Annotated in this window: 25 protein-coding genes and 1 pseudogene; 6 read left to right on the forward strand and 20 right to left on the reverse strand. The window is 65.7% G+C overall.

Annotated elements, in window-relative coordinates:
* Positions 1 to 5: 5 nt before the first annotated feature.
* Positions 6 to 827 (reverse strand): peptidoglycan-binding protein, encoded by an 822-nt coding sequence (locus AC1DFE_RS21875; protein WP_476907953.1) that lies wholly within the window; start codon positions 825 to 827, stop codon positions 6 to 8.
* Positions 828 to 1093: 266 nt separating this feature from the next.
* Positions 1094 to 3334, reverse strand: a complete 2241-nt coding sequence (locus AC1DFE_RS21880; RefSeq protein WP_476907954.1) for a S9 family peptidase — start codon at positions 3332 to 3334, stop codon at positions 1094 to 1096.
* Between the two features lie 605 nt (positions 3335 to 3939).
* On the opposite strand from AC1DFE_RS21880, the gene AC1DFE_RS21885 reads away from it, so the two are divergent.
* Positions 3940 to 4278, forward strand: a complete 339-nt coding sequence (locus tag AC1DFE_RS21885; protein WP_476907955.1) for a hypothetical protein — start codon at positions 3940 to 3942, stop codon at positions 4276 to 4278.
* Between the two features lie 135 nt (positions 4279 to 4413).
* Here the strand turns inward: AC1DFE_RS21885 and ctaD are convergent, their stop codons facing one another.
* From ctaD to AC1DFE_RS21905, 4 genes and pseudogenes are all read right to left on the reverse strand, one after another.
* A complete protein-coding gene (ctaD, locus tag AC1DFE_RS21890) occupies positions 4414 to 6165 on the reverse strand; it encodes an aa3-type cytochrome oxidase subunit I (protein WP_476907956.1) in 1752 nt (583 codons plus the stop codon).
* 145 nt (positions 6166 to 6310) lie between these two features.
* Positions 6311 to 6775, reverse strand: a pseudogene (locus AC1DFE_RS21895) (DUF4383 domain-containing protein).
* Between the two features lie 91 nt (positions 6776 to 6866).
* Positions 6867 to 7196, reverse strand: coding sequence for a LuxR family transcriptional regulator (locus tag AC1DFE_RS21900; protein ID WP_476907957.1), 330 nt, complete (start codon positions 7194 to 7196; stop codon positions 6867 to 6869).
* Positions 7197 to 7699: 503 nt separating this feature from the next.
* Entirely contained in the window at positions 7700 to 8122 is a 423-nt protein-coding gene (locus tag AC1DFE_RS21905; RefSeq protein ID WP_476907958.1) for a hypothetical protein, read from the reverse strand.
* Positions 8123 to 8677: 555 nt separating this feature from the next.
* Between AC1DFE_RS21905 and AC1DFE_RS21910 the strand changes: the two genes are divergently transcribed.
* Positions 8678 to 8944, forward strand: coding sequence for a hypothetical protein (locus tag AC1DFE_RS21910; RefSeq protein WP_476907959.1), 267 nt, complete (start codon positions 8678 to 8680; stop codon positions 8942 to 8944).
* 32 nt (positions 8945 to 8976) lie between these two features.
* Positions 8977 to 9666 carry an ABC transporter substrate-binding protein gene (locus AC1DFE_RS21915; protein WP_476907960.1) on the forward strand — a complete coding sequence of 230 codons (690 nt, stop codon included), beginning with the start codon at positions 8977 to 8979 and terminating at the stop codon, positions 9664 to 9666.
* Between the two features lie 317 nt (positions 9667 to 9983).
* Here AC1DFE_RS21915 and AC1DFE_RS21920 read toward each other — a convergent pair whose 3' ends face one another.
* The 5 genes from AC1DFE_RS21920 to AC1DFE_RS21940 form a co-directional block, all read right to left on the reverse strand.
* A complete protein-coding gene (locus AC1DFE_RS21920) occupies positions 9984 to 10964 on the reverse strand; it encodes an NAD(P)H-hydrate dehydratase (RefSeq protein WP_476907961.1) in 981 nt (326 codons plus the stop codon).
* Entirely contained in the window at positions 10948 to 11706 is a 759-nt protein-coding gene (locus AC1DFE_RS21925; protein ID WP_476907979.1) for a histidine phosphatase family protein, read from the reverse strand. The genes AC1DFE_RS21920 and AC1DFE_RS21925 overlap by 17 nt, the downstream gene beginning before the upstream one ends.
* Positions 11707 to 12016: 310 nt before the next feature.
* Positions 12017 to 12181 carry a hypothetical protein gene (locus AC1DFE_RS21930; protein WP_476907962.1) on the reverse strand — a complete coding sequence of 55 codons (165 nt, stop codon included), beginning with the start codon at positions 12179 to 12181 and terminating at the stop codon, positions 12017 to 12019.
* A 23-nt stretch (positions 12182 to 12204) separates the two neighbouring features.
* Complete coding sequence (locus tag AC1DFE_RS21935) at positions 12205 to 13299, reverse strand: LCP family protein (RefSeq protein WP_476907963.1); 1095 nt, start codon at positions 13297 to 13299, stop codon at positions 12205 to 12207.
* A 53-nt stretch (positions 13300 to 13352) separates the two neighbouring features.
* Positions 13353 to 13979 carry an arsenate reductase/protein-tyrosine-phosphatase family protein gene (locus AC1DFE_RS21940; RefSeq protein ID WP_476907964.1) on the reverse strand — a complete coding sequence of 209 codons (627 nt, stop codon included), beginning with the start codon at positions 13977 to 13979 and terminating at the stop codon, positions 13353 to 13355.
* A gap of 199 nt (positions 13980 to 14178) precedes the next feature.
* Between AC1DFE_RS21940 and AC1DFE_RS21945 the strand changes: the two genes are divergently transcribed.
* Positions 14179 to 15309: an alkaline phosphatase family protein gene (locus tag AC1DFE_RS21945; RefSeq protein ID WP_476907965.1), complete on the forward strand. Its 1131-nt coding sequence runs from the start codon at positions 14179 to 14181 to the stop codon at positions 15307 to 15309.
* On the opposite strand, the gene AC1DFE_RS21950 is transcribed toward AC1DFE_RS21945, so the two are convergent.
* Positions 15246 to 15734: a hypothetical protein gene (locus AC1DFE_RS21950; RefSeq protein ID WP_476907966.1), complete on the reverse strand. Its 489-nt coding sequence runs from the start codon at positions 15732 to 15734 to the stop codon at positions 15246 to 15248. The genes AC1DFE_RS21945 and AC1DFE_RS21950 overlap by 64 nt on opposite strands.
* 107 nt (positions 15735 to 15841) lie before the next feature.
* Between AC1DFE_RS21950 and AC1DFE_RS21955 the strand changes: the two genes are divergently transcribed.
* The gene (locus AC1DFE_RS21955; RefSeq protein ID WP_476907967.1) at positions 15842 to 16393 is read left to right on the forward strand and encodes a universal stress protein; all 552 of its coding nucleotides are present in this window, start codon (positions 15842 to 15844) and stop codon (positions 16391 to 16393) included.
* Positions 16394 to 16468: 75 nt separating this feature from the next.
* Complete coding sequence (locus tag AC1DFE_RS21960) at positions 16469 to 16756, forward strand: DUF6221 family protein (protein WP_476907968.1); 288 nt, start codon at positions 16469 to 16471, stop codon at positions 16754 to 16756.
* Between the two features lie 55 nt (positions 16757 to 16811).
* On the opposite strand, the gene AC1DFE_RS21965 is transcribed toward AC1DFE_RS21960, so the two are convergent.
* The 8 genes from AC1DFE_RS21965 to AC1DFE_RS22000 form a co-directional block, all read right to left on the reverse strand.
* The gene (locus AC1DFE_RS21965) at positions 16812 to 17486 is read right to left on the reverse strand and encodes a DUF6766 family protein (RefSeq protein ID WP_476907969.1); all 675 of its coding nucleotides are present in this window, start codon (positions 17484 to 17486) and stop codon (positions 16812 to 16814) included.
* A gap of 92 nt (positions 17487 to 17578) precedes the next feature.
* On the reverse strand, positions 17579 to 18004 hold the full coding sequence (locus AC1DFE_RS21970) for a hypothetical protein (RefSeq protein ID WP_476907970.1): 426 nt from the start codon (positions 18002 to 18004) through the stop codon (positions 17579 to 17581).
* Entirely contained in the window at positions 17991 to 18593 is a 603-nt protein-coding gene (locus AC1DFE_RS21975; RefSeq protein WP_476907971.1) for a Rho termination factor N-terminal domain-containing protein, read from the reverse strand. The genes AC1DFE_RS21970 and AC1DFE_RS21975 overlap by 14 nt, the downstream gene beginning before the upstream one ends.
* A 182-nt stretch (positions 18594 to 18775) precedes the next feature.
* Positions 18776 to 19003, reverse strand: a complete 228-nt coding sequence (locus tag AC1DFE_RS21980) for a hypothetical protein (protein WP_476907972.1) — start codon at positions 19001 to 19003, stop codon at positions 18776 to 18778.
* A complete protein-coding gene (locus AC1DFE_RS21985; RefSeq protein ID WP_476907973.1) occupies positions 18993 to 19733 on the reverse strand; it encodes a GAF and ANTAR domain-containing protein in 741 nt (246 codons plus the stop codon). Before AC1DFE_RS21985 ends, AC1DFE_RS21980 begins: the two co-directional genes overlap by 11 nt.
* A 120-nt stretch (positions 19734 to 19853) precedes the next feature.
* Positions 19854 to 20624, reverse strand: a complete 771-nt coding sequence (locus AC1DFE_RS21990; protein WP_476907974.1) for a GAF and ANTAR domain-containing protein — start codon at positions 20622 to 20624, stop codon at positions 19854 to 19856.
* Positions 20625 to 20961: 337 nt separating this feature from the next.
* Complete coding sequence (locus tag AC1DFE_RS21995; RefSeq protein WP_476907975.1) at positions 20962 to 21447, reverse strand: DUF3618 domain-containing protein; 486 nt, start codon at positions 21445 to 21447, stop codon at positions 20962 to 20964.
* A partial coding sequence (locus AC1DFE_RS22000) for a phage holin family protein (protein ID WP_476907976.1) occupies positions 21444 to 21853 on the reverse strand: 410 nt, incomplete at its 5' end. The genes AC1DFE_RS21995 and AC1DFE_RS22000, both read right to left, overlap by 4 nt.

Raw genomic sequence — 21853 nt, forward strand, 5'->3', positions numbered from 1 at the left:
AGGAACTACTGCTGCAGATCTGACTGCTGATCTGCCGATGCGGTGGCCTCGCCGTCGATGTCCTGGGTGATGATGGCGTCCTGCTGGGCCACGGCGAAGGAATCGCTGTCGATCGAGCCGATGTTGGCTGCAACTGCGGCGTCGATGGGAGCGGCGACGTTGGCGTTCGCGGCCACGGCTCCGTTGATCGGGGCGGCGATGTCGGCGTCGGCCGCGAGGTCTACGTTGACGTTGAGCAGGTCCCCGTCGAGGGCAGTTGCCGGATCCACGGGAAGGGCGCCGGCCCCCGCGTCCGGGAGGGTCCCGCCGGGAAGGGCATCGACCCCCGCGTCGGGGAGGGTCCCGCCGGGAAGCGTGCCGTCCGGGAGAGCTTCGGCGTTAGCTGCTTCGGTCCCGGTTGCAGCGGTGCCGGTGCCCGCGGCGTCGGCAGTTCCGCCGTCAGCAGTTCCACCGTCGGCAGTTCCGCCGTCGGCAGTTCCGCCGTCTGCGGTTCCGCCGTCAGTGCCCTGGGTGAGGGTGCTGTCCTGGATGGAGTCAGCCGAGGCGTTGGCGGTGATTCCCTGGTCGATGATGACGCCCTGGTCGGCGAGGGCCTGCGATTCCGACCCGGCCGACAGGATGTTGGCCGAGGCCGCAGCATCGATCGGGGCCGCGACGTTCGCGTTGGCCGCCACGGCGAGGTCGATCGGCGCAGCCGTGTTGATGCCCAGGTCGAGGTCGGCGTTGAGGTCGAGTACGGACGCGACTTCCTTGTCCGGCAGGGCAGTGCCCGCCTGAGCATTCAGTTCGTCGTCGGAAAGCGGGGTCAATCCCTGTTCATTGCTCACGCGATGCTCCAGTTCCGGCGCCGGATTCCCCGCCCCCAGCGGACAGGTGCACCGAGCCCGTATGCCCGTCAATAGTAAGCAGGATTACTATTTTCTGGAAATACCGGGCACGGAACGGGCCGGGATCCCTGCGACGCGGGCCACCGGGCAGCCCCTCGCGCCGATTCGCCAAAAATGGCCGCCCAGAAAGGATCGTAGGCGGCCAATCTTGGCAAAACGACGGCGCGGCAATGAGCGCGCACCAAAGACAGAAGCCCCGGAACGCCCTACTTGAGCCCGGCGCCGGGCAGCAGTTCCGTGGCCCCGAGGGAATCCGCGATGAAGCCGTAGTCCCACGCCCGCTCGCGCCACTGCACATAGCGGCCGGAAGCGCCGCCGTGGCCGCCGTCCATTTCGATCTTCATGAGGATCGGCTCGCTGCCTGTGGTCTTGTTGCGGAGTTCCTGCACCCACTTGGCCGGCTCCACGTAGAGCACGCGGGTGTCATTGAAGGACGTGACCGCAGCGATCTTCGGGTACGCCACGTCGCGGACGTTCTCATACGGCGTGTACGACTTCATGTACTCATACACCGTGGGATCGGTGATGGGGTTGCCCCACTCCTCCCACTCGAGGGCCGACAGCGGCAGCTCCGGGTCCAGGATGGAGTTCAGCGCGTCCACGAACGGAACCTGCGCCACAATCGCGGCGTACTTCTCCGGGGCGAGGTTGGCCACCGCACCCATGAGCAGACCGCCAGCCGATCCGCCCAGCGCGGCGATCCGGTCCGGAGCCACCCAGCCGGACTGCGCCAGCCAGTCTGTGGCCGCGATGAAGTCCGTGAACGTGTTTTTCTTGCTGAGCTTCTTGCCGTCCTCGTACCAGTGGCGGCCGAGTTCGCCGCCTCCACGGATGTGGGCGATGACAAACACTATTCCGCGGTCCAGCAGCGAAAGCCGGGCGATGCCGAAGCCCGGGTCCATGCTCAGCTCATACGAGCCGTAGCCATAGACCAGTCCGGCCGCCGTCGAGTCGTGCTTGACGGCTTTGTGACGCAGCACGGACAGGGGGACCCGGGTGCCGTCGGCGGCCTCGGCCCATTCCCTCGTGGCCACGTAGTCCGAGCCATCGTAGCCGCCGAGGACGGGGCTTTCCTTGCGCAGCAGCAGTTCGCCGGCCGGCCGCTCGGGCGTGGGCAGGACAAAGTCGTACACGCGCGACGGCGTGAAGTAGGACGTGTAGCCCAGCCGGATCACGGGTGCCTGGTAGTCGGAGCCGCCAACGCCCGCGGTGTACAGCTCCTCGTCAAAGGCGGGCTCCACCGGCGCCTGTTGGGCAACGGTCCCCAGACCGGAAAGCGACATCACCTGGACGCGCTCGATGGTGTCCTTCCGGATCGAGACCACGAGGTGGGTGGCGGTGACGCCCGCGCTGTTGACCCGGACGTCGTCGGAATGTTCGACGACGGTAGTCCAGTGCTGCTCCGCCAGCGGCTTGGACAGCTCGGCCGGGTCCACCAGCGAGACCATCGAGTTCACGGCGTTGCGGTTGTTGGTGATGAGGATGCGTTCAGTTTTCTGCCCGTCCGGCCCCTCGAGGAGGAACGGCTCGGCCTCATAAAGCACGCGTTCATTGCGGGAAATGACCGTGGACAGGCCGGCGCCGGGATCGTCAAAGCGCAGCAGGCGCGTCTCGCTGTACTCGGAGCAGCCGATGCCAAGCACGAGGTGACGCCGGTCGGAGGAGAGCTCGAAGCCCAGCCACATGGCGGCGTCGTCCTCCTGGTAAATCACCTCATCGTCGGTGACCGGCGTGCCCAAGATGTGGGCCTTGACCTGGTACGGCCGCCAGGACTCATCCACCACGGTGTAGAAGATGCGGGTGCCGTCCGGGGAGAAGGAGACTCCATAAAAGACGTTCTCGATGACATCCGGCAGCAGTTCGCCGGTCCGCAGGTCCTTGATCCGCAGCGTGAACCGCTCGTCGCCTGCGTTGTCCACTGCATAGGCATAGAGGTTTCCATCGATGGTGACGGCCGTGCCGCCCACGGAAAAGAACGGCTTACCTTCGGCTTCGACGTTGCCGTCCAGCAGGACTTCCTCGCCGGGAATTTCGATGCCGGCCTCTACCGCCGGGGGAGTCCAGTCCGCCACCGGGTTGCCCGTGTCCTGGGCGCGGACCCGGCACTGGATGCCGTACTCCTTGCCCTCGACTGACCGGCTGAAGTACCACCAGCCGTCCTTGCGGTTCGGAACAGACAGGTCTGTCTCTTTGGTGCGGCCCTTGATCTCCTGGAAGATCTCCTCGCGCAGGGGTCCCTGATGCGCCGTGAGGGCTTCCTGGTAGGCGTTCTCTGCCTTCAGGTGCGCCACTACCTCCTCAGACTCCTTGTCCCGCAGCCACTCGTAGTGGTCTACGAACGTGTCCCCGTGGTGCGTGCGCTCGGTGGGCACCCTCTTGGCGACGGGCGGCCGGGGAGCGGCAGCGGCGGACGAGCTTGCGGGTTGCTGCAGGGGAGTGTGGGTCATTCCCTCAATATATAGAGCTGCTCTGACATTTGGGCCGCCGTTCGCTACCGGGGGAGAGGCTGGCTTTTCGGCGCTCCTCGCAGGCGCGGCGGGACCCTGTCCCCTCTCCGGCGCCGGGCGTATCCTGAACTCGCGCCAGCAATAAGGAACCCACAAGATCCTTCGAGGGGGAAGCATGACCATCCCGCCAGTGCATGAACCAGAGCCGTTCCCGCCGGAGCCCGGCCCCGACCCGATGCGGCCGGACCCGTCCCGCCCCGCACCGCCGAATCCTATTCCCACGCCCGAACCGCCGGGCCCGCTTCCGGTGCCGGACCCCGGGCCCGAACCGCTTCGCCCAGACCCGACCCGCAGCTGAGGCTGCCTGCCTGACCCTCCGCCGTCGTCGGACACGTGAGGAGGCCGACATGGTCCGGGGACGCTGTATTCCACGCATCCCCGGACCATGCACCCGTCCTGGGGTCCAAGCCGTATCCGGGCCGGAACGGCACGGTCGCTGAATGTCCCATTTCTGCAACATTCAAAATTTTCCTGTTACCTGAGTCACATGCAAGCTAGGGTTAGTTCCGGTCGCAGCGTCGCGGCCGTGCATGAGGGGAGAAGTTTTGAATCAGAAGCTCAAGGTACTGGTCCGCGTGGACCTCGACTGCGGTGAAGCTCAGGTCGCCGCCCAGGGCCACGTAACCGCCCAAAGCATTCAAGCTCTTTACGTTGTTATGAAACGCGCCAATCACCTCCGTGAGGGCCTGCAGCTCGTCGTCGATGTCAGCCACGCCCGTGTCGAGCCCGTCGCACTTGAACAGCTGCGGGAATGCTCCAAAACGCACCACCTGCCGCGCTCCATCGATCCGCAGCAGTCCGAATGCAACGTCCGCGTCCTGGCCGCGGCCGACGGCGGCAGGGCCGCTGGAGCCCGCCGCATCCCGGTCGCCGCGGCTGCTTGAGTGCGCCGCTAGTCATCTGAAATAGGCACAGTTTCGCCAGCGTACTGAGGCCCCGGACTCCCCAAGGAGTCCGGGGCCTCAGTCTGTGCGCCGGAGGTGGCTCTGCGTCGGAGGTGTTTGCTGGCGGCTGCCCGTTTAGCGGTCCGGGTTCGGATCGCGCACGTCGCGCTCGCCGATGTCCGCAGCTCCCAGTGCGCTCGCGGCCGGCGAATGCACGGCCTCGTGCTCACGGACGCGCAGCTCGGGATGGTGCAGGTCCAGGGCCGGGCGCTCCGAGCGGATCCGCGGCAGCGAGGTGAAGTTGTGCCGCGGCGGCGGGCAGGACGTGGCCCATTCCAGGGAAGCTCCGAAGCCCCACGGATCGTCCACTTCCACCCTTTCCGTGCTGCGGGCCGTGATGAAGACATTCCAGAAGAACGGAATCAGCGACGCGCCCAGCAGGAAGGACCCGAATGTGGAGAACTGGTTCATGGCCGTGAAGTTATCCTGCGGCAGGTAGTCGGCGTAGCGGCGGGGCATGCCTTCAACGCCGAGCCAGTGCTGGATTAGGAACGTCGCGTGGAAGCCCACAAGGAGCATCCAGAAGTGGATCTTGCCGAGGCGTTCGTTGAGCATCTTGCCTGTCCACTTGGGCCACCAGAAGTAGAAGCCGGCGAACATGGCGAACACCACGGTGCCGAACACCACGTAGTGGAAGTGGGCCACCACGAAGTAGGTGTCGGAGACGTGGAAGTCCAGCGGCGGGGACGCCAGGATGATGCCGGTGAGGCCTCCGAAGAGGAACGTGATGAGGAAGCCGATGCTCCACAGCATCGGAGTCTCGAACGTCAGTGAACCGCCCCACAACGTGCCGATCCAGTTGAAGAACTTCACACCGGTGGGGACTGCAATGAACATGGTCATCAGCGCAAAGAACGGCAGCAGCACGGAGCCGGTGACGTACATGTGGTGCGCCCAGACCGTGGCTGACAGGGCGGCGATCGCAATGGTCGCGTAGACCAGGCCTTTGTAGCCGAAAATCGGCTTGCGGCTGAAGACCGGGAAGATTTCGGACACGATGCCGAAGAACGGCAGCGCGATGATGTACACCTCGGGGTGGCCGAAGAACCAGAACAGGTGCTGCCACAGGATCGCCCCGCCGTTCTCGGGGTCGTAAATGTGGGCCCCGAAGCGCCTGTCCGCGCCGACGCCGAACAGTGCTGCGGCCAGCGGCGGGAACGCCATCAGCACCAGGACCGAGGTGATGAACGTGTTCCACGTGAAGATCGGCATGCGCCACATGGTCATGCCCGGGGCCCGCATGCAGACGATCGTGGTGATGAAGTTGACCGCGCCCAGAATGGTGCCGAACCCGGACAATGCCAGGCCGAACACCCATAGGTCACCGCCGATGCCCGGTGTGAACGTGGTGTTGTTTAGGGGCGCGTACGCCGTCCATCCGAAGGAGGCCGATCCCTGCGGCGTGATGAAGCCGGAGACCGCAATCGTGGAGCCGAACAGGAAGAACCAGAAGGCCAGCGCGTTCAGCCGGGGGAACGCGACGTCCGGTGCGCCGATCTGCAGGGGCATGATCACGTTGGTGAACCCGGCGAAGAGCGGCGTGGCGAACATGAGCAGCATGACTGTGCCGTGCATGGTGAACAGCTGGTTGTACTGCTCTTTGGTGGCCACGATCTGCAGACCAGGCTCGAAGAGCTCGGCGCGGATGAGCAGCGCCATGATCCCGCCGAGGCAGAAGAACACGAAGGACGCGATCAGGTACATGTACCCGATGGTCTTGTGGTCAGTCGAGGTGATCCACTTGACCACCATGTTGCCTTTTCGGCGGGGCACAACAGCGGGAGCCTCGCTGGCGGTGGTGCTTGCTGGTTGCTGATATGCGGTCATCGTCTGCCACTCCCCGGCGTCGCGCTTCTACGCCCCGCTTGGTGCGAGGGTGCCGGCAGGACCGAGCGGTTCACAGAACCGACGGCATCAGGATAGCGCCTGCGGCACCCCCGCAAAAGGTTTACTAATTTAATGACCCAGGGCTTTAACGACCCGTGGCGGGACCGTGGACCCTTCGAGTGTCGCGGGACAGCACCAGGGCTAGCCCGATCATGGCAACGCCCAGCAGGAAGTGCAGCCAGTTGTCGGCAGTGTTGACCGGAACGAAGTTCGCCGCGGTCTCGTGGCCAATCAGCAGGCCATACAGCCACAGGACCAGATAGATGGCTCCGCCGTACAGCAGGTAGGCCCTTGCCTGTCCCGGCGTCCGTCCCATGAGCAGGCCGGCCACGCCGAAAAGCAGGTGCACGATGTTATGCAGGATGGATACCTGGAAGACGCCCAGGAGCAGCGCATCGGAGGCGGGACCGGCCATTCCCAGCGTCGCGTAGTTAGAGGTGATGCCGGGAATGAATCCCAGGATGCCGAGGAGCACGAATACTGCCCCGGCGGCCTGAGCGGCCCGTTACAGCCGCGACCTTGCACCGGCCGCGCTGTTCATGGTGGTCATGGCGCCTACTCCTTATTTGGATTCGGGATTTGGAATCGGATGAAGCGGGTGTTGACTTTGTTAGGGAAAGGAATCCCGTTGTCGGCGGCGCTTAGACCACGGTTTTGTTCCCGCGGCGGCGTCGCCAGACAAAGATGATGACGAGGGTGATGATCAGTACCGCGGCGATAACGTACGGGGCGTAGTTGAGGCGGTTGGCTTCGGACTCGGCTGGTTCACCTGTGCCTGGATTGGCTGGAGGTTCGGACGGGGTTGCGGACGGTGACGAGGTGCCGGTGGGCGCGGGCGTCCCGGCTTGAACCGCGACAGCCTGGGCCGCAGTCACAGCGGACCCTGCGGCGGCCGCGGATGGCACGGCAAGCGAAAGTGCGGAACCGGCAAGGGCGAGTACGGCGGTGAGAGTGGCGAGCAGTCTTCGCATAGATTCTCCTGCGGTCGTCGAGTGCTGGCATAAATATAGTAAGCATGATTAGTATCTGGAGATAAGTACCCTTTGTAACTTGTTGGCGTCAGTCCAAGAGGCGGTCTGGAGCAGCACCTCCCCGTACGTCGCCCTGCATTTTGCCGCCGCTGGGCCACGGCCTGTTCACCACCGAAATCCGGAACCACTTGGATCAGGCGAACGTCACGGAACGCGTGCTGTTTCCCGGCCCCGACGCGCTTTGCCGCTGGCTCGCCCGCTATTACGGGGACCGACCGCAGCAGGCATATCCCGACGCCCAGATTTCGCCCACCGAGGCCGCTGAACCCGAGCCCGCCCACGCAGGCGCTGCGAATTCACCGTTTTGGATCGGCAAAAGTTCAGTCGGAGGAGCCGCCGCCTGAGACGGCTTGGTAGCAGATGAACTGCCACGAGCGCCCACCGGTCCCCGGGGGTGCTTCCTGGCGCGTCGTCGGCCTGCCGCCGCTGCCTGGCAACCAGGGTCAGTCAGGCACTTCCATCTGGAAGCCGCAGCCGCAGCGCAGCAGGCGGGTGGGCAGTTGCACGTCGTGGATGGTGCGGCGCCTGCCCAGCTCCGAGCCGTTGATGCTGCTGGTGCCCGAGCTCACCGAGGCCATCGGCGTGCCGCAATGGAAGTATTCGCCGCCAAACTGCAGCACCCCCATCACCTGGCCGTGGCGGTTCAGCACGCCTGCCACCTCGTGGACGCCAGCCGGGTGGGCATAGAAGCGGTCGCATTCCACGCAGGTATACGACACGTCCACCATGCCGTCCTGATTGGGATGCAGGGCCTCGATCGACTCTACTATCAGGTGCTCATCGGTCTGGCATTGGGAACACCACAGGGGGTCGCCAGAGGGGCGCTGCGCTTCGCCAGGCAGGTGGGCGTTGGAGATAGTCGTCATTGACGTGCTCCTGGTTAGGGGGCATCGGTGCCCTGCTGCTTGAGCTCAATCCCACGCTTAAAATACTCCCGGGTCGCCAAGCCAAGCAATAGCACCCGCGGCGGCGGGGACGCCGCCGGAAGAGCCGTCCAGCCACCGTCGTACGCTGTGAATTTCCCGCCCAAACGGGCACGGAATTCGGTAAAAAAACCCGCCGGAACACTTGTGGCGGGGCGTGGCCGGTGCTATAAAACATCTACAGCCAGCCGACGCGGCTGGTGATGAACGGGAGGACCCGGGGCTTTAATTTGGCTGCCAGAAAGGGCGGTTAGCCCGGGAGCACGCCACCGCGCCAAACAGCGCACGGCAGCAGCATCCGGATCCTCTCGCGGACGGTCTCCGGCTCATCGAGCGGAGGCCGTCCCTTCATGTGCAGGATCAGTTGCCAGTAGCCATGCTCTACTGACAGCCAAGCGGCATTTGGATACCCTGTGTCACACAGGTCTCCTAGTTGTACGCGGGGTTAATCGCCCGGCGTGCGTCCATGCTGCGGGCACCGTATGGCAGGAGCGCCAGGTGAATAGGACCAGAGGCCAGGTCAGGGTGGGCGTTCTAGCGGCAATGACCTTGGCGGCGGCCTTTTTGGTGTCCTGCACGCCGGGCAACGGCGGCCCGGCTGCGCCTACCCAGGACGCCGACCACCACAACATCACGGTCTGGACCACCGAGACGCTTCCGGACCGCATGGCCAAACTGCGTGTCGCCATCGATGATTTCTCCGCCGCCACCGGGGTGAAGGCTGACCTCGTGGGCGTGCCCCGCACCGCTTCAACCAGGTGCTGACGTCCTCGGCCGCCTCCGGTGACCTTCCTGACGTGGTTGCTTCCCTGTCGCTGGGGCAGGTCCGGACCATGGCGGCCTCCGGCCACATCGACTACAAGACAAACGAGGCCATAGTGCAAAGCCTCGGGGAACAAACGTGGACCGCCCGGGCGCTGGAACTGACGCGCGACGGCGGCCAGCAGCTGGCCGTTCCGGGCTCGGCCTGGCAGCAGCTGATTTACTACCGCAAGGACCTCTTCGCCAAGGCCGGCCTGAAGGCACCGACGACGTATGCGGACATTGTTGCGGCGGCCAGGAAGCTAAATTCCCCGGCGCTGGCAGGAATTGTCGCGGCCAATAAGACCGGACAGGCGTTCACGCAGCAGTCCTTCGAGCACATTGCACATGGCAACAGCTGCGAGATGGTCGATGACCAGGGGCGCATTACGTTCGACAGCCCCCAGTGCGTGGTGGCGCTCGGCTTCTACCGCGATCTGCTCAAGAACTATTCCGTGCCCGGCATACAGGACATTGATTCGGTGCGGTCCGCGTACTTCGCCGGCAAGGCCGCCATGGCGGTCTGGCCCACCCAAATGCTGGACAAGCTCGCCGGCACCCGCACCGACGCGCGGCCCAGCTGCCCCGAATGCGCCAAGGATCCGCTGTTCCTGGCACGGAACACCGGGGTGGCCGCCGCCTTCAGGGGCCGGACGGGCCGCGGCCGGCGCCCTTCGGTGAGGTGACCTCCTGGACGGTGACGGCTGATTCGGACGACGAACCGGCGCGCCGGTTCGTGGAGTACTTCCTGACCGACGGCTATGCCGACTGGCTCGCGATTGCACCGGAGGAGCGCGTCCCGGTGCGCTCGGGGAGCACGGCAAACCCTGCCGAATACGCGGATGCCTGGAGGTCCATCCCTGTGGCAACCGGACGGACTGAGCGGTTCGACACCGTCTATGGCAGGGACGTTCTCTCCGCCGTGCTGCAGGGGTCCAAGGACCTGGAGCACTGGGGGATCGTTCAGGGCCAGGGCGAGCTTGCGGGCGCTGCGATGGCGGAGCTAGGTGCCCAGTTCCATCATGAGCGGCGGCAGCTCGTCGGCCAGTTCCCGCGCCAGGTAACCGAGGCTGCCCACCCGGCTGGCGAGCCTGTCGCCTGCAGCTGCGTGAAGATGCGTGCCCCAGCAGGCGGCCTGCGCGTCACTGGTGCCTCGAGCCCGGAGCCCGGCGATGGCCCCGGCCAGGATGTCGCCGCTGCCTGACGTTCCCAGTCCGCCATAGCCGGTGGTGATTTCCCAGTGGTCCCCGGTGCCGGGGATGTCGCTATCCGGAGAGTCGCCGTCGGGACTGCCGACGCCGGGAGGCCCGGCAATCACGCCCTGGCAGCTCACCACCGCGCGGTACTTCCGGGCGAGCTCGACGACGTCGGCCCCCAAATCTTCAATCTCCCGATCCAGCAGGATCCTGGCCTCGGTAGGGTTCGGCGTGAGGATCAGCCGGCCTGCCCACGGGGCCAGTTCATCAACCATCCGGGGGAGGGCACCCAGGGCGTAGGCATCGAGCACTACGGTCGGACCACCCGGACCCGGATCCCGGGAGGACTCATGCCGCAGAAGTCCGCGCAGCAGCGCCTCAGTCTGCCCGATGTCGTCCAGCCCCGGGCCGACCAGCACGGCATCCGCAGCATCATAATCCTCGAGCAGGTTGCCGAGCCCGGCATCGCCCACCGAACCGCCTGCCGATTGGGGCAGCCCGATCACCCCTGCCTCCGGCAGCGCCACGGCCAGCTGAACCGCCACCGACTCCGCCACTGCCAGGGTCACCCGGCCGGCGCCAGCACGGAGGGCTGCCGTACCGGCGAGCAGCGCGGCACCGGGGGTGCGCCGGTCACCGCCGATCACCAGCACCGCGCCGCGCGAGTACTTGTCCGAGCCGGCCGAGGGCAGCGGCCAGCCCCGCAGCAGGGACGGTGTGATCAGCGTGGCAGCGGTGCCGGCGGGCGCACTGGCGGACGCGTCTGTGGACTCAGCGCGGGTGGACATTGGCGTCCCCGGCGTGTTCTGTCACTTCGACACCCTGCTCCATGAGGTGGTCTGCCACGTTGAAGCTCTCCAGCGTCCACGGGCCCACACCTTCCGGCCGCACATAGCGCGTCATCGAGGCATTCAGGACCGGGTTGCTGGCCGCCGCGTCCAGAAGCTCCCGCTCCGACATGCCCTCGAGGATGTACCGGAACAGCATGACGACGGCGTCGTGGCACACCAGCATGACCCGGTGCCCGCTGCCCAGCGCGTTCAGTTCGCCGATCACGGAACGGAGCCGGAGCGCCACGTCCGCCCAGGACTCCCCGCCCGGCGGGCGGTAATAGAACTTGCCCAGCCACCGCCGTCGTTCTGCCTCCTCGGGAAACCGGGTTTCCACGCCAAAAGCAGTCAGCATGTCCAATATGCCCAGTTCGCGGTCGCGGAGGCGCTCGTCCGCGCGGACCGGAACGGGCCAGCCCGCCGTCTCCACGGCGATCTCCGCCGTCTGGTAGGCGCGCATGTACGGGGAGGAGATGACGACGTCGGGCCGCCGGTTCCCGGGGACCGCCGCCAGCGCGCGGCCCAGGGCCGTCACCTGCTCCCGCCCTGTGGAGGAAAGCTCGACGTCGGCATCACGGGCCGGGACCGCAATCACCTCGGCGCCGGAAACAGTCGCGTCGGTGGCGGCCACGTTGCCCTGGCTCTCGCCGTGCCGGATGAGGATGAGTTCGACGGCGCCGGCGGTCCAGGCAGCGGGCACCGGGGCATCCTTGTGCGTTCCGTCAGCGGAGGTTCCGTTCTGTCCCACGATTGCACTCCCGTTTCAGCCTAGGCCTGCGAATTTTCCACGTTACTAGTGCCGTACCCGGAATGTCAGCAGAGTAATCACCCCGGCCTGACCCAGCACGCTCCCTCAGATTTCGCCGCCTTTTTCGCGACGCTCTATCAGCTGGTGATAGCGCGTAGACCCGGAACGCGCAGGAAGTGATAGAGCGTCGGGCCGAAACGAGCAGGAAGTGATAGAGCGTCGGGCCGAAACGAGCAGGAAGTGAGAGAGCGTCAGGGCAGGGTCAGGGGATGCGTTTGCCGCCGGAACGGTTGAGGAAGAACACCAGCAGCGCTGCCAGCAGGAGGACGGGCGCCACCCAGAGCAGGAAGGCCACCGCTTTGATGATGGCCCCCATGACGAAAAACGCCACCGCGACGGCAACGATGACCCACAGAAGTTTTTTCATCAAATTCCCCTTTTCCTAGCGTCTCACTTCCCCAGGGTCGCAGCGTACTGCCCCAGCCGGTCCTTCCCCAGCGCCGCCCCCACAGCAGCCGCTGCGCCCGGGTCCTCCAGGATGATCGACTGTCCGTCGATGCTGGTTCCAAATCCCGCCGTCGGAAGCGTGAAGAACACCGCGTCCTGCATCCGGACGTTCCGCATGCTGTAGACGAGGCTGGCCAGCGCGGTCGCGTTCAGCCCCTTGTCCACGGTGATGTATTTCGACGCCGTGTTGACCAGCTTGTACATCGTCACCGGGTTGGTCAGCGTGCCCGCGGAGAGCAGCTTGGCCAGGGTGGAGCGCAGGAACAGCTGCTGGTTTGCCACCCGGGTAAAGTCGCCGTCGGCAAACGAGTGGCGCTCGCGGACGAACTCGAGGGCGCGCTGGCCCTGCAGCTTGATCACGCCGGCAGGGAAATGCTGGTGCGTGTCGAAATCGGCGGTGAACTCCACCGGATTGTTGACTTCCACGCCGCCGAGCGCATCGGTGATTCCCCGGAAGCCTTCGAAGTCGATCATGACGGCGTGCTGGATCTTCTGCCCGAGCAGGGACTCCACCGTTTTCACAGCAAGGGGCACGCCGCCCAGTTCGAGCGCGGAGTTGATCTTCGCTTCGCCGTACCCGGGAATCGGAACCCAGAGGTCCCGCATGAGCGAAATGCCGTAGGCATGCTTCCCGTCGCCGGCCAGATGGACCAGCATGAGGACGTCCGAGCGCTGGTTCGGCAGGCCATTGGGTGCCGGGGCATCACCCGTCCGGTGGTCGCTGCCGATCAGGAGGATGTTCATGGGCAGCGGAGGAGGCGGCGGGGGCTGCACCGGTTTGGGCACCGGCTTCTTGGTGGCCGAGGGCGTGGTTGCCGCGTGGGTGGGGCTTTCCGGGGCCGCGCTGATCTCCGTCTTGGCGGTCTGGGTGTTCCAGATCTGGGCCAGGCTGAACAGGAAGCCGCCCGCCACCAGGACAATCCCGAGCAGCGCTGCCAAAACTACGTTGCGTATGGTCCGCTTGGGATTGGCGCCGCCATTGGCGCCTGGAGCGGGGTCGCCGTTGCCCCCTGCTCCCGGACCGTTCCGGGATTTCATGATCGGACCGTACCACCAAAAGTCCGCCGAGAGAACGACGGCGGCCGGCTGGCTTAAGAGGGGGCGTTCAGTCGGGCGAAACGCAAGATGGAGATGATGGCAGGGGCCAGTTCGTCTTCCATCTGCCGGTAGTAATCGGCGCTGCGGCGGTAGGGGTCGACGACGTCGTTGTCCGCCGCATCGGGGGCCAGAGCAAGGTGCCGGACGGAGGCGGCACGGGCGGGAAGTTTGCGCCACAGCTTGGTGTTGGCCGCGAGCCGTTCACCGTTGAGGCCCGCGCCCTGCGGGGGTGCCTGGTTGTCCCGCTCCTCCAGGACGTCAAGCATCCTGGCAAACTCGCGGATGGTGAAAGTGCGCTTCAGCAGGGAGGCATCCAGCTGGAGCACCTCGCCGCGGTGCCCGGACGTCATGGTGAGGACCAGGTCCACTTTCCGGAGGATCTTGCCCGAAAGCTGGCGAGCCGCGAAGCCTTCCGCCGTACCGCCGAAGGTGTGGATGATGTCCGCGGACAGCGGCTGGACGGGGTCGCCCACGAGGGCGCGCGTGCCGGCGCTGTGCACCTCGAAGCCGCCGGGAAGCACCTGGTCGAGACCCGCCTGAAGCAGGCGTTCCGCCACGGGGGAACGGCAGATGTTGCCCGTGCAGACGGTCAGGATTCGGACTGGCGAAGGCGATTCCACGGATTGGCTCTCTCAGGCTGACGTGCAGGACAGGTCTGTCCCACGGATTCAACTTAACATGGGAGCGGCCTGCATTCCGGAGGAGCATGGTGCGCCCTCCCAAACAACTCCCAGCTATTCTTCATCCCGCTGCCGGGATAACGGTGCCAGCATGGAGCCAGGAACCACCAACCAACGTCGCTGCAGAAGGCAGGATCCAATGAGCGCTGCTGATGTTCCCCGGATGCACAGTGCCCGGCCGCGCGGCCGCCGGCTCGTTCCGGGTGCGCTGTTCGCGGTGGCTGCCCTCACGGGGCTCGCTGGCTGCGGAGCCGGCGCGCCGCCGTCGCCCTCGCCCTCAACCTCCACCTCGCCGTCAACTGCCGGGGCAGAGACGGGAAAGCCGGGGCATGTGTTCGTGATCAACCTGGAGAACAAATCGTTCCGGGATGTCTGGAACGACCAGTCCGCGGCGCCGTACCTGTCCCAGACCCTGAAGCCGCAAGGCGTGCTCCTGACCCGGTACTACGCAGTCGGGCACTCCTCGCTTCCCAACTACATTGCCCAGATCTCGGGGCAGGGCCCCAACTCCGCCACCGAGGGCGACTGCCCCGTTTACGAGCCGCTTTCTTCCAGCAGCGCCACGTCACTGGGCCAAGTGCAGGGCAGCGGCTGCCTGTACCCCGGGTCGGTTCCGACGCTGGCCGGCCAGCTGAACGAGGCCGGTAAAACGTGGAAGGGCTACATGGAGGACATGGGCACCCCATGCCTGCACCCGGAACCAGGCGCGAAGGATTCGAACCATGCTGCGCAGCAGGGCAACCAGTACGCCACCCGGCACAATCCGTTCGTGTACTTCGCCGCGATCACGTCGTCGCCCGAGTGCCAGGGCAACGACGTCGACCTCTCCAACCTTGCCGGCGACCTCAAAACCGTGGCCACCACACCGAACCTGTCCTACATCAGCCCCAACCTGTGCAACGACGGGCACGACAGCCCGTGCGTTGACGGGCAGCCGGGCGGCCTCGAATCGGCGGACGCCTGGCTCCGGCAGCATGTCCCGGAGATCATGGACTCACCGGCGTTCAAACAGGACGGGATGCTGGTCATCACGTTCGACGAGGCCGAGGGGAAGGAAAGCGCGGATGCTGAGGTGCCCGGGGGAGCCGCCGGCGGGCTGATCGGGGCGCTGGTGCTCTCGCCGCTGGCCAAGGCGGGTACGACGTCGGACCGTCTGTACAACCACTACAGCCTGCTGGCCAGCATTGAGGACGCCTTCGACCTGCCCTACCTCGGGTACGCGGCGGCGCCCGGGCTGAACCGTTTCGGGGCCGATGTTTTCAGCCGCTGAACCAGCAGGAAGGTCAGCAGGGCCGCCGCAGCGTGCGCGTACAGAAGCACATGCAGCGGCTGCGTGGGCACGCCGGCCAACAGCAGTCCGGGGCCGGTGAACTGCGCGGCGGCATCGTGGTGGCCGTGGCCGCCGCCCAAGTTCGTGGCCAGCGTGGTGGCCAGCGGATCGGAGAAGAACGCGAAAGCCCAGTGGACGGTCTGCTGGCCTACACCGGCCAGCACCAGCAGGGCCCAGTTCGGAACACCGATGCGGGTGACGACTGTGCCGGCCAGGCTCAGTAGTGCGGCGGTGGCGACGACGATCGGCAGCGCCGGCACCGGATGCCCGGTTGCCGCGTGGATGACGACGCCCAGGACCACCGTGACGGACCCGAAGAGCCAGCCGGCAACAGCAAACTGGGCGCGACCTCCACGTTCCGCCATGCGCCCATCCTCCACCAGGTTGCCCGCCGGTGCCAGTGGGTCCTAGTAGGCTGGAAAATGAGAGTCATGTCGATCTGCCGTGAGGACAGTGGGGAATGGCAGCACTCATGAATGAGCCAGCTAGGAAGGCCGTGGCCCCGGGCGGGGAGGGCGGATTCGTGCCCCAGCGCATCGCCGGCCCGGTGGTGGTTGGGGTGGTGCCCGGCCAGCCGTCCGCCGTCGTGCAAAACGCCGCCCGGCTGGCCTACTCCCTGAACGTCAAGCTCATCTGTGCCTATGTGGACATCACCTCCTACCTCAGCAACGAGCGGGACGACCAGGACCTCCTCCAATCCCCGGTGCAGGACGGGGCCGTCGATGACGTCGAGCACACGAGCGCCCTTCTCAGGGAGCACCTGCAGGCTGTCCTTGGCAAGGCCGGGATCCGCTGGTCGCTGCTGACCCTTGTCGGGGAGCCCGCGCGTGCCCTCGGCGGGCTGGCCGATTCAGCGGATGCCTCCGTCATTGTTGTGGGCACCCGGGAAGGCGGCGTGGGTGCCCGGCTGGAGCAGCTGCTGCTCGGCTCGGTGGCCGGCCACCTTACGCACTGGCAGACCCGGCCGGTGGTTGTTGTTCCGCTCGCCCCGCAGCGACGGCACGGTCCGAAGGAGGACGCCTGACGTTGCTCCGGCGCGACGAACGGGCCACACCAAGGACATCATCCACCCATACAGGAAGAATGCGAGGGGCTTCACATGGCCGACCTGATCGATTTTCTGGAAGCGCGGATCGCCGAGGACGAGGCGGACGCCCGGAAGGGACTGGAGATGGAGGGGTCGTCGGGACCCGTCGTCGGCTGGTTCAACCCCGGGCGGGTGCTGTCAGAATGCGCGGCCAAGCGGACGATCCTGGGCAACGTCCCGCTCGTCACCGACGTTCCCTCAGCGATTGGCGCCACGAGTGACTATGTCCTGATGTCCCTCGCCGCTGTGTATAAGGACCATCCGGACTACCAGGAAGGCTGGGCGGTCGACGGTTTGTGATCCGCCCTGGGCGCAGCCGCAGGCGCCGCCCGCGGTGCGCCCGCCAAAGACGCCCCTAGCCGGTGGTGCCAGTGTCCTCATGCGCCGAGCCCACGGGCTTGGACTCCGGTGAGCCGCGCTGGCGGAGGTAGATGGACAGGACAACCATGGAACCGACGGCGAGGAACTCGGACTGCCAGTTCTGCAGGGTACGGTTCCAGAATTCCGGCGAGACGATGTACTCCGGCCAGCTGACGGGCTGCTGGAAGTTTCTGATCTGCTCCTGGTTGTAATTGCTACTTCCGGCAATGGACTGGGCCAGCCAGGACAGGAAGAAGATCAACCCCATCGTCAGCCCCAGCGAGTTGGAGTAGAGGGTGCGCCGCCAGCCCGCAACGCGAGCCCACTTCGGCGACTTGGCGTTGCTGTACTCGCCCACGAGCTGTTCCTTGTCCGACTCCGGGCCGGGCTCATTCAGTTCCTTGGACTCGGGGGATCCCTTCTGGACCAGCCAGACGGTAGCGAAGATGTACAGCAGGAACTGCAGGTACTCGGACTGCCAGTTTTCCGAGACGTCCACGGCGAAGTTCGACGACGCCAGGTACTGTCCCAGGCTGATTTCCTCCAGCCCCGAGGCCACCTGCTCCTGGTTGAAGAGGGCATGGCCGGTGAGCGCCTGGCCCAGCAGGGCCAGGAGGAAGATCAGGCCGAAGAAGAGGCTGAGGCCGTTGTTTCTGAGTGCTTTTTTCACGGTCCGACTATCCCCTTGCAAGCCCGACGGCGACCATGTAGGCCAGCCCGCCGAAGATCAGGATGAGATACAGGGCAAAGCTCCAGCGCATGTTAATTGCCTCCTACTTCGCAGGTGTACGGCGCTTCTTCCCCGTTGGGAGTGCAGCCTGCACCCGTGACTCTCCAGCCGCCATCGGATTCGGCCAGGAAAACGGTGTCGTGCTCGAACTCGACGAACGCGTTCCGGCCGAACTGCTCCGTACTCAGCAGCTTTCCCGGTTCCGGGACTTGAGCCTTTTTCAGTTGGCTCTCGCAGGTACCGGCATCGCTGGACCGGGCCGTGTCCTCCCGCGTCTTGGACTGGAGCAGCGAGCACGCGGCAGTCATGTCGGAACCGGCGATGTCCCGGTGGAAGGCTTCAGCCGCATCGGCGGCTCCCGTTCCCTCGGCGGCGCAGCCCGAAAGAACGCCTCCCGAAACCATGAGCAGGGCCAGAAGCCCAAGCTGGAGGCCTCGCCGGGCCCTAGGCGTCTTCACGTTCCGGGTTTTCAAGACGGAAAAAGTTGGACTGCGTTCCGTCCGTGCGCTGTTCCTGGTAGATGAAATTCAGGCGGCGGCCGTCAAACGTCTTGAACCATTCCTCCCAACTGACGCGGCGCAGATTGCTGTCGTTGCCGCCAAAATCTATTCGCAGCACGCCGAGATGGTCGCCATGTTCGGTGCCTTCAACAGTGGCAGGGGTTCCGTCGCGTTCTTCGGCCCACTGCCTGATGACCTCGTGGTGGGTCGTGGCCAGGCTGCGGCCTTCGCGTTCGGGCTCGTCCTCTGGGGAGGTGACCTCCTGCGAATACTTCAGCGAGCTGGATGAGGCGTCGCCGTGCCGGACCTTTCCGCCCTCCGGGCCGGCGCCCAGATCGTCAGCGTCAGCACCGGCGTCGTTGTTGTCCCCGCCCTGGGAACGGGCATTGGCAACTTCGTGCACCAGTTCCTCCTTGCGCATGCCGGAAGTCCCGCTGATGTTTTCGTCCTTCGCCTCCTGGCGCAGCTCGTCCACCTTCATGTCCCGCAGTTCGGTCTCGCTGACATTGGGGGTGTTGGGCGTCTGGTTACCTGGCTCATCACTCATGGCAATTCCTCCTCGTGCAGGGACGCAACAATTACTAAGGCTACTTATTGTTTAGTCCGTGCCGAGTGCGCCGTCAAGGTGGCGCGCCCGCTGAGCTGGGGAAATGGCCGTACCGGCCCTAACGTCCGACGGCGGTGCGTGGCCCCGAATTCGACGGCGTGGCCCCGTTCTCGATGAACGCGTCAGTCCCCGAACGAATTGCCCAGTTCGTAAATGGCGTGGTCCAGCAAGTCCCGCTGGATGGCGCGCAGCATGTAGGAGCCGTGCAGGTAGGCCTCGATCTCCATGGCCCCCGCGTCGCCGCCGATACTGAAGTAGTGCATCCACAGCTTGTCGACGTCGAGCTGGGACTTCTGGAAGGCCCGGGAAGTCCGGCTTCTTTGCGACTCTCCGTCCTGGTCAGCGTTCATGGCGTCGGGCGTCGTATTCCGCTGTGGGTTCGAGTATCCGGTGGGCCACAACACTCAGGAGGATTTCCTCTGTCCGGGCGCGGCTGATCATGGCCTGCAGCGCCTCCCGTTCGCCTACCCGGAGCCGTTCCATGAGCACGCCCTTGGCCATGTCAATCAGGCTCCTGCTGTGCAGGGCGTCCTTGAGGACGTCACTCAGGTGGGCGGCGCGTTCCCGCGCCTGAAGATTGGACAGGATGAGTGCGGCAGGGCCAGCAAGGAGGGCCAGGACCTGCTCGCTGTGTTCATCGAAAGCCCGCGGCCGGTCGCCATACACTTTGAGGGCTCCGATGGCTTCGGACCCGTTGTGCCCGGTCAGGGCCGGCACGAGGAGGGGAACGCTGATGCAGGACAGCATGCCCATGCCTGCGCTCGCCTCGCTCCAGGCCGGCCAGCGCTGCTCGCTGCGGACATCGTCCACGAGCACTGGCTGGGCACTGGCCCAGGCTGTGAGGCAGGGGCCTTCGCCGAGGTCGTACTGCAGACGGTCGGCTTCCTGTACGAGGCTGTTGGTGGAGGCCGTGCTGGTGGGCCGGCCCTGGCCGTCGATGAGTGTGCCGCCGGCACCAACGCTGCCGGCCAAGCTTTCGTGCGCGGCCCGCGCGAGGCTGGCCACCGCCCGGTCAACCACCGGCTCCGTGAGCAGAAAGCCCGAAACCCAAGCGAAAATCTCAGGCAGTTCCGCTGCCATTGGGTGCTTCCGCGTCACGGGGTGGCCTCACATCTCATCGGGGTCGGGAACATCCCTCTGGGCGGTACGTCCGGCAGGTGCTTTCCATCATAGTCACGGGTTTCGAGGCTGCTGGCCCGGTCATCCCGGCGTGGTGTCGTCACGTTTTGCCTGCTTTGGAAGCTGTGTACCGTTGAGGATGTCCGTTGCAATCTGCTTCAGCTGTTGTTTGTTGGAGAGTGCCATTTGGTGGAGAACCGCAGCGGCCTCCTCGCGGCTGCCGCGGGTCTGGGCCATCACCAGGCTGAGGGCTGCATCGATGACCGCCCTGGACTGCAGCGCCCCATGCAAGCCTTCCGGAAGGGTCGCCAAACGGTGGACACGGAGCGCCAGGCGGAGAACGCGGGACAGGGAAGAGGCGTAGGTTTCGGCCTCGGTGATGGTGGCTGCATCGAAAGCGGCGGTACTCCGGGCATAGCAGTTGAGTGCAGCCGCCGCGTCCGGCCCGGCGTCAATGGGGACGGCCAGGATGGAAGCCACGGCGTCGTCCGTGACCGCCTCCCAGTACCGGTGCCACCTTTCGGAAGTTTTGAGATCCTCAACCAGCACAGTGCGGTCCTCACGCAGGGCGGTCAGGCAGGGCCCGTCATCGAAGCCGTACTGTTTCTCGTCCATCCGTCTGGCGCTTTCACTGCTGCTGGCCACGGTGATGGTCCGTCCATCCCGCTCGACCGAGATCGCGCACATAATCGGTTCCGGAGCGGCGAACTGGGAAGCGGAGAAGACTGCCAGCTCGAGGAGGAAATCATCAAACCCCGGGCTTTCCAGCAACAGATCCTGCAATTGCTCCAGCGTCGGCGAGGGCATGCGCCCCTGCGCCGGCGGCTGGCCAGACTCATTGGCGGCGGCCATCGTGTGCCTCGATCTACGGGGAGCCGGGTTGTCCGATCCACTGCATGAAACCGGACTGGAGGTCCGGGAATGATCGCGGGCTCGCGCCCGCGGCCTCGTGATGCCGACGAGGTCGACAACGCCCCGCACGCGCTGTTCCGCCGGGGTGTGGTCCGCAGGAACCCGTCTGTTTGATGGGCGCTTCGCCTCCAATTCGAGCCTACTCCCTATGGGTCACACGAGATACAAGGGTGGGAAGCGGGGCGGGCAAGGCCCGGCTGCGCCTGGCCGAACGTACTGGAACGCCACATCCGAAGGCAGCGAATGTGGCGTTCCAGCGTCCCACGGCGGGCCAAGGCTACGTGTCTTGGACGTGGTCTTTGGCGTCGGTGGCGGTTGCTTTGACGTCGGAGGCGGCGGTTTGGCCTTCTTCCTTGACGTGTTGGGCGGCGTCGGTGGCGGTGGCCTTGACGTTTTCCATGGCTTCCTGGGCGGGTTCCTTCCAGCCCTGGGCCAGGGTTTTGGCGGCGACCTGGTGGGGTGCGTCGGCGATCGCTTCGCCGGCTGTGCTGAGGGCGTTCCCGGCGGCGTCGGTGGCCTGGTGCACGCCGCCGGCGGTGGAGTGGGCGGCGTGGTGGAGGTTGCCGGTGGTGCTGTGGGTGGCGTGTTCTGCGGTGCCCATGACTTTKTCCTTTAYTCCGAAGACGGCKTCYTTCACCTTGTCCGTTTGGCGGTGGACGATGTTGGAGGGGGTGACCTTGTCGGCGACGGCGTCGACGTTGGTGCCGAGGCGGGCGCGGGTGGCTTCGATGTCGGCGCGGATGGCGTCCGGGTTCTCACTCATCGGTGGTCTCCGTTCGGTTTGAGGGTGGGCGGGATTTCCCGGGCTGTTTCGACGGTTTGGGGCATGCCTTTGATGGCTTTGAGTTCCTTGCGTCCCACGGATGCGAGGATCGCGGCGATGATGGCCCAGATCACGGCGACGACGACGGCGGACCAGCCCAGGCCCATGAGTTCGCCGAGGGCGTACCAGAGGGCGATGGAGAGGAACAGGAGCACGAAGTGCCCGGCGACGCCGGCGCCGGCGAGCATGCCGCCGCCCTTGCCGGCGCGGGTGCCGGATTGTTTGAGTTCGGCTTTGGCGAGTTCGATTTCCTGCCGGATCAGGGTGGACAGGTCCCGGGTGACCTCGCCGAGGAGGTCACCGAGGGAGGTGGTGTCGGCCTTGACGTGCGCGGCCGTATGCGGGG

It is taken from the genome of Arthrobacter sp. 05T423, assembly GCF_056396245.1.

Bases quoted from the DNA above. Each gene is read 5' to 3' on its own strand.
- AC1DFE_RS21960 (WP_476907968.1), top strand. From the start codon at position 16,469: ATGGCCGACCTGATCGATTTTCTGGAAGCGCGGATCGCCGAGGACGAG.
- AC1DFE_RS21905 (WP_476907958.1), bottom strand. From the start codon at position 8,122: ATGACGACTATCTCCAACGCCCACCTGCCTGGCGAAGCGCAGCGCCCC.
- AC1DFE_RS21880 (WP_476907954.1), bottom strand. From the start codon at position 3,334: ATGACCCACACTCCCCTGCAGCAACCCGCAAGCTCGTCCGCCGCTGCC.
- ctaD (WP_476907956.1), bottom strand. From the start codon at position 6,165: ATGACCGCATATCAGCAACCAGCAAGCACCACCGCCAGCGAGGCTCCC.
- AC1DFE_RS21900 (WP_476907957.1), bottom strand. From the start codon at position 7,196: ATGCGAAGACTGCTCGCCACTCTCACCGCCGTACTCGCCCTTGCCGGT.
- AC1DFE_RS21985 (WP_476907973.1), bottom strand. From the start codon at position 19,733: ATGGCAGCGGAACTGCCTGAGATTTTCGCTTGGGTTTCGGGCTTTCTG.
- AC1DFE_RS21980 (WP_476907972.1), bottom strand. From the start codon at position 19,003: ATGAACGCTGACCAGGACGGAGAGTCGCAAAGAAGCCGGACTTCCCGG.
- AC1DFE_RS21990 (WP_476907974.1), bottom strand. From the start codon at position 20,624: ATGGCCGCCGCCAATGAGTCTGGCCAGCCGCCGGCGCAGGGGCGCATG.
- AC1DFE_RS21935 (WP_476907963.1), bottom strand. From the start codon at position 13,299: ATGAAATCCCGGAACGGTCCGGGAGCAGGGGGCAACGGCGACCCCGCT.
- AC1DFE_RS21955 (WP_476907967.1), top strand. From the start codon at position 15,842: ATGAATGAGCCAGCTAGGAAGGCCGTGGCCCCGGGCGGGGAGGGCGGA.
- AC1DFE_RS21945 (WP_476907965.1), top strand. From the start codon at position 14,179: ATGAGCGCTGCTGATGTTCCCCGGATGCACAGTGCCCGGCCGCGCGGC.
- AC1DFE_RS21975 (WP_476907971.1), bottom strand. From the start codon at position 18,593: ATGAGTGATGAGCCAGGTAACCAGACGCCCAACACCCCCAATGTCAGC.
- AC1DFE_RS21930 (WP_476907962.1), bottom strand. From the start codon at position 12,181: ATGAAAAAACTTCTGTGGGTCATCGTTGCCGTCGCGGTGGCGTTTTTC.
- AC1DFE_RS21950 (WP_476907966.1), bottom strand. From the start codon at position 15,734: ATGGCGGAACGTGGAGGTCGCGCCCAGTTTGCTGTTGCCGGCTGGCTC.
- AC1DFE_RS21920 (WP_476907961.1), bottom strand. From the start codon at position 10,964: ATGTCCACCCGCGCTGAGTCCACAGACGCGTCCGCCAGTGCGCCCGCC.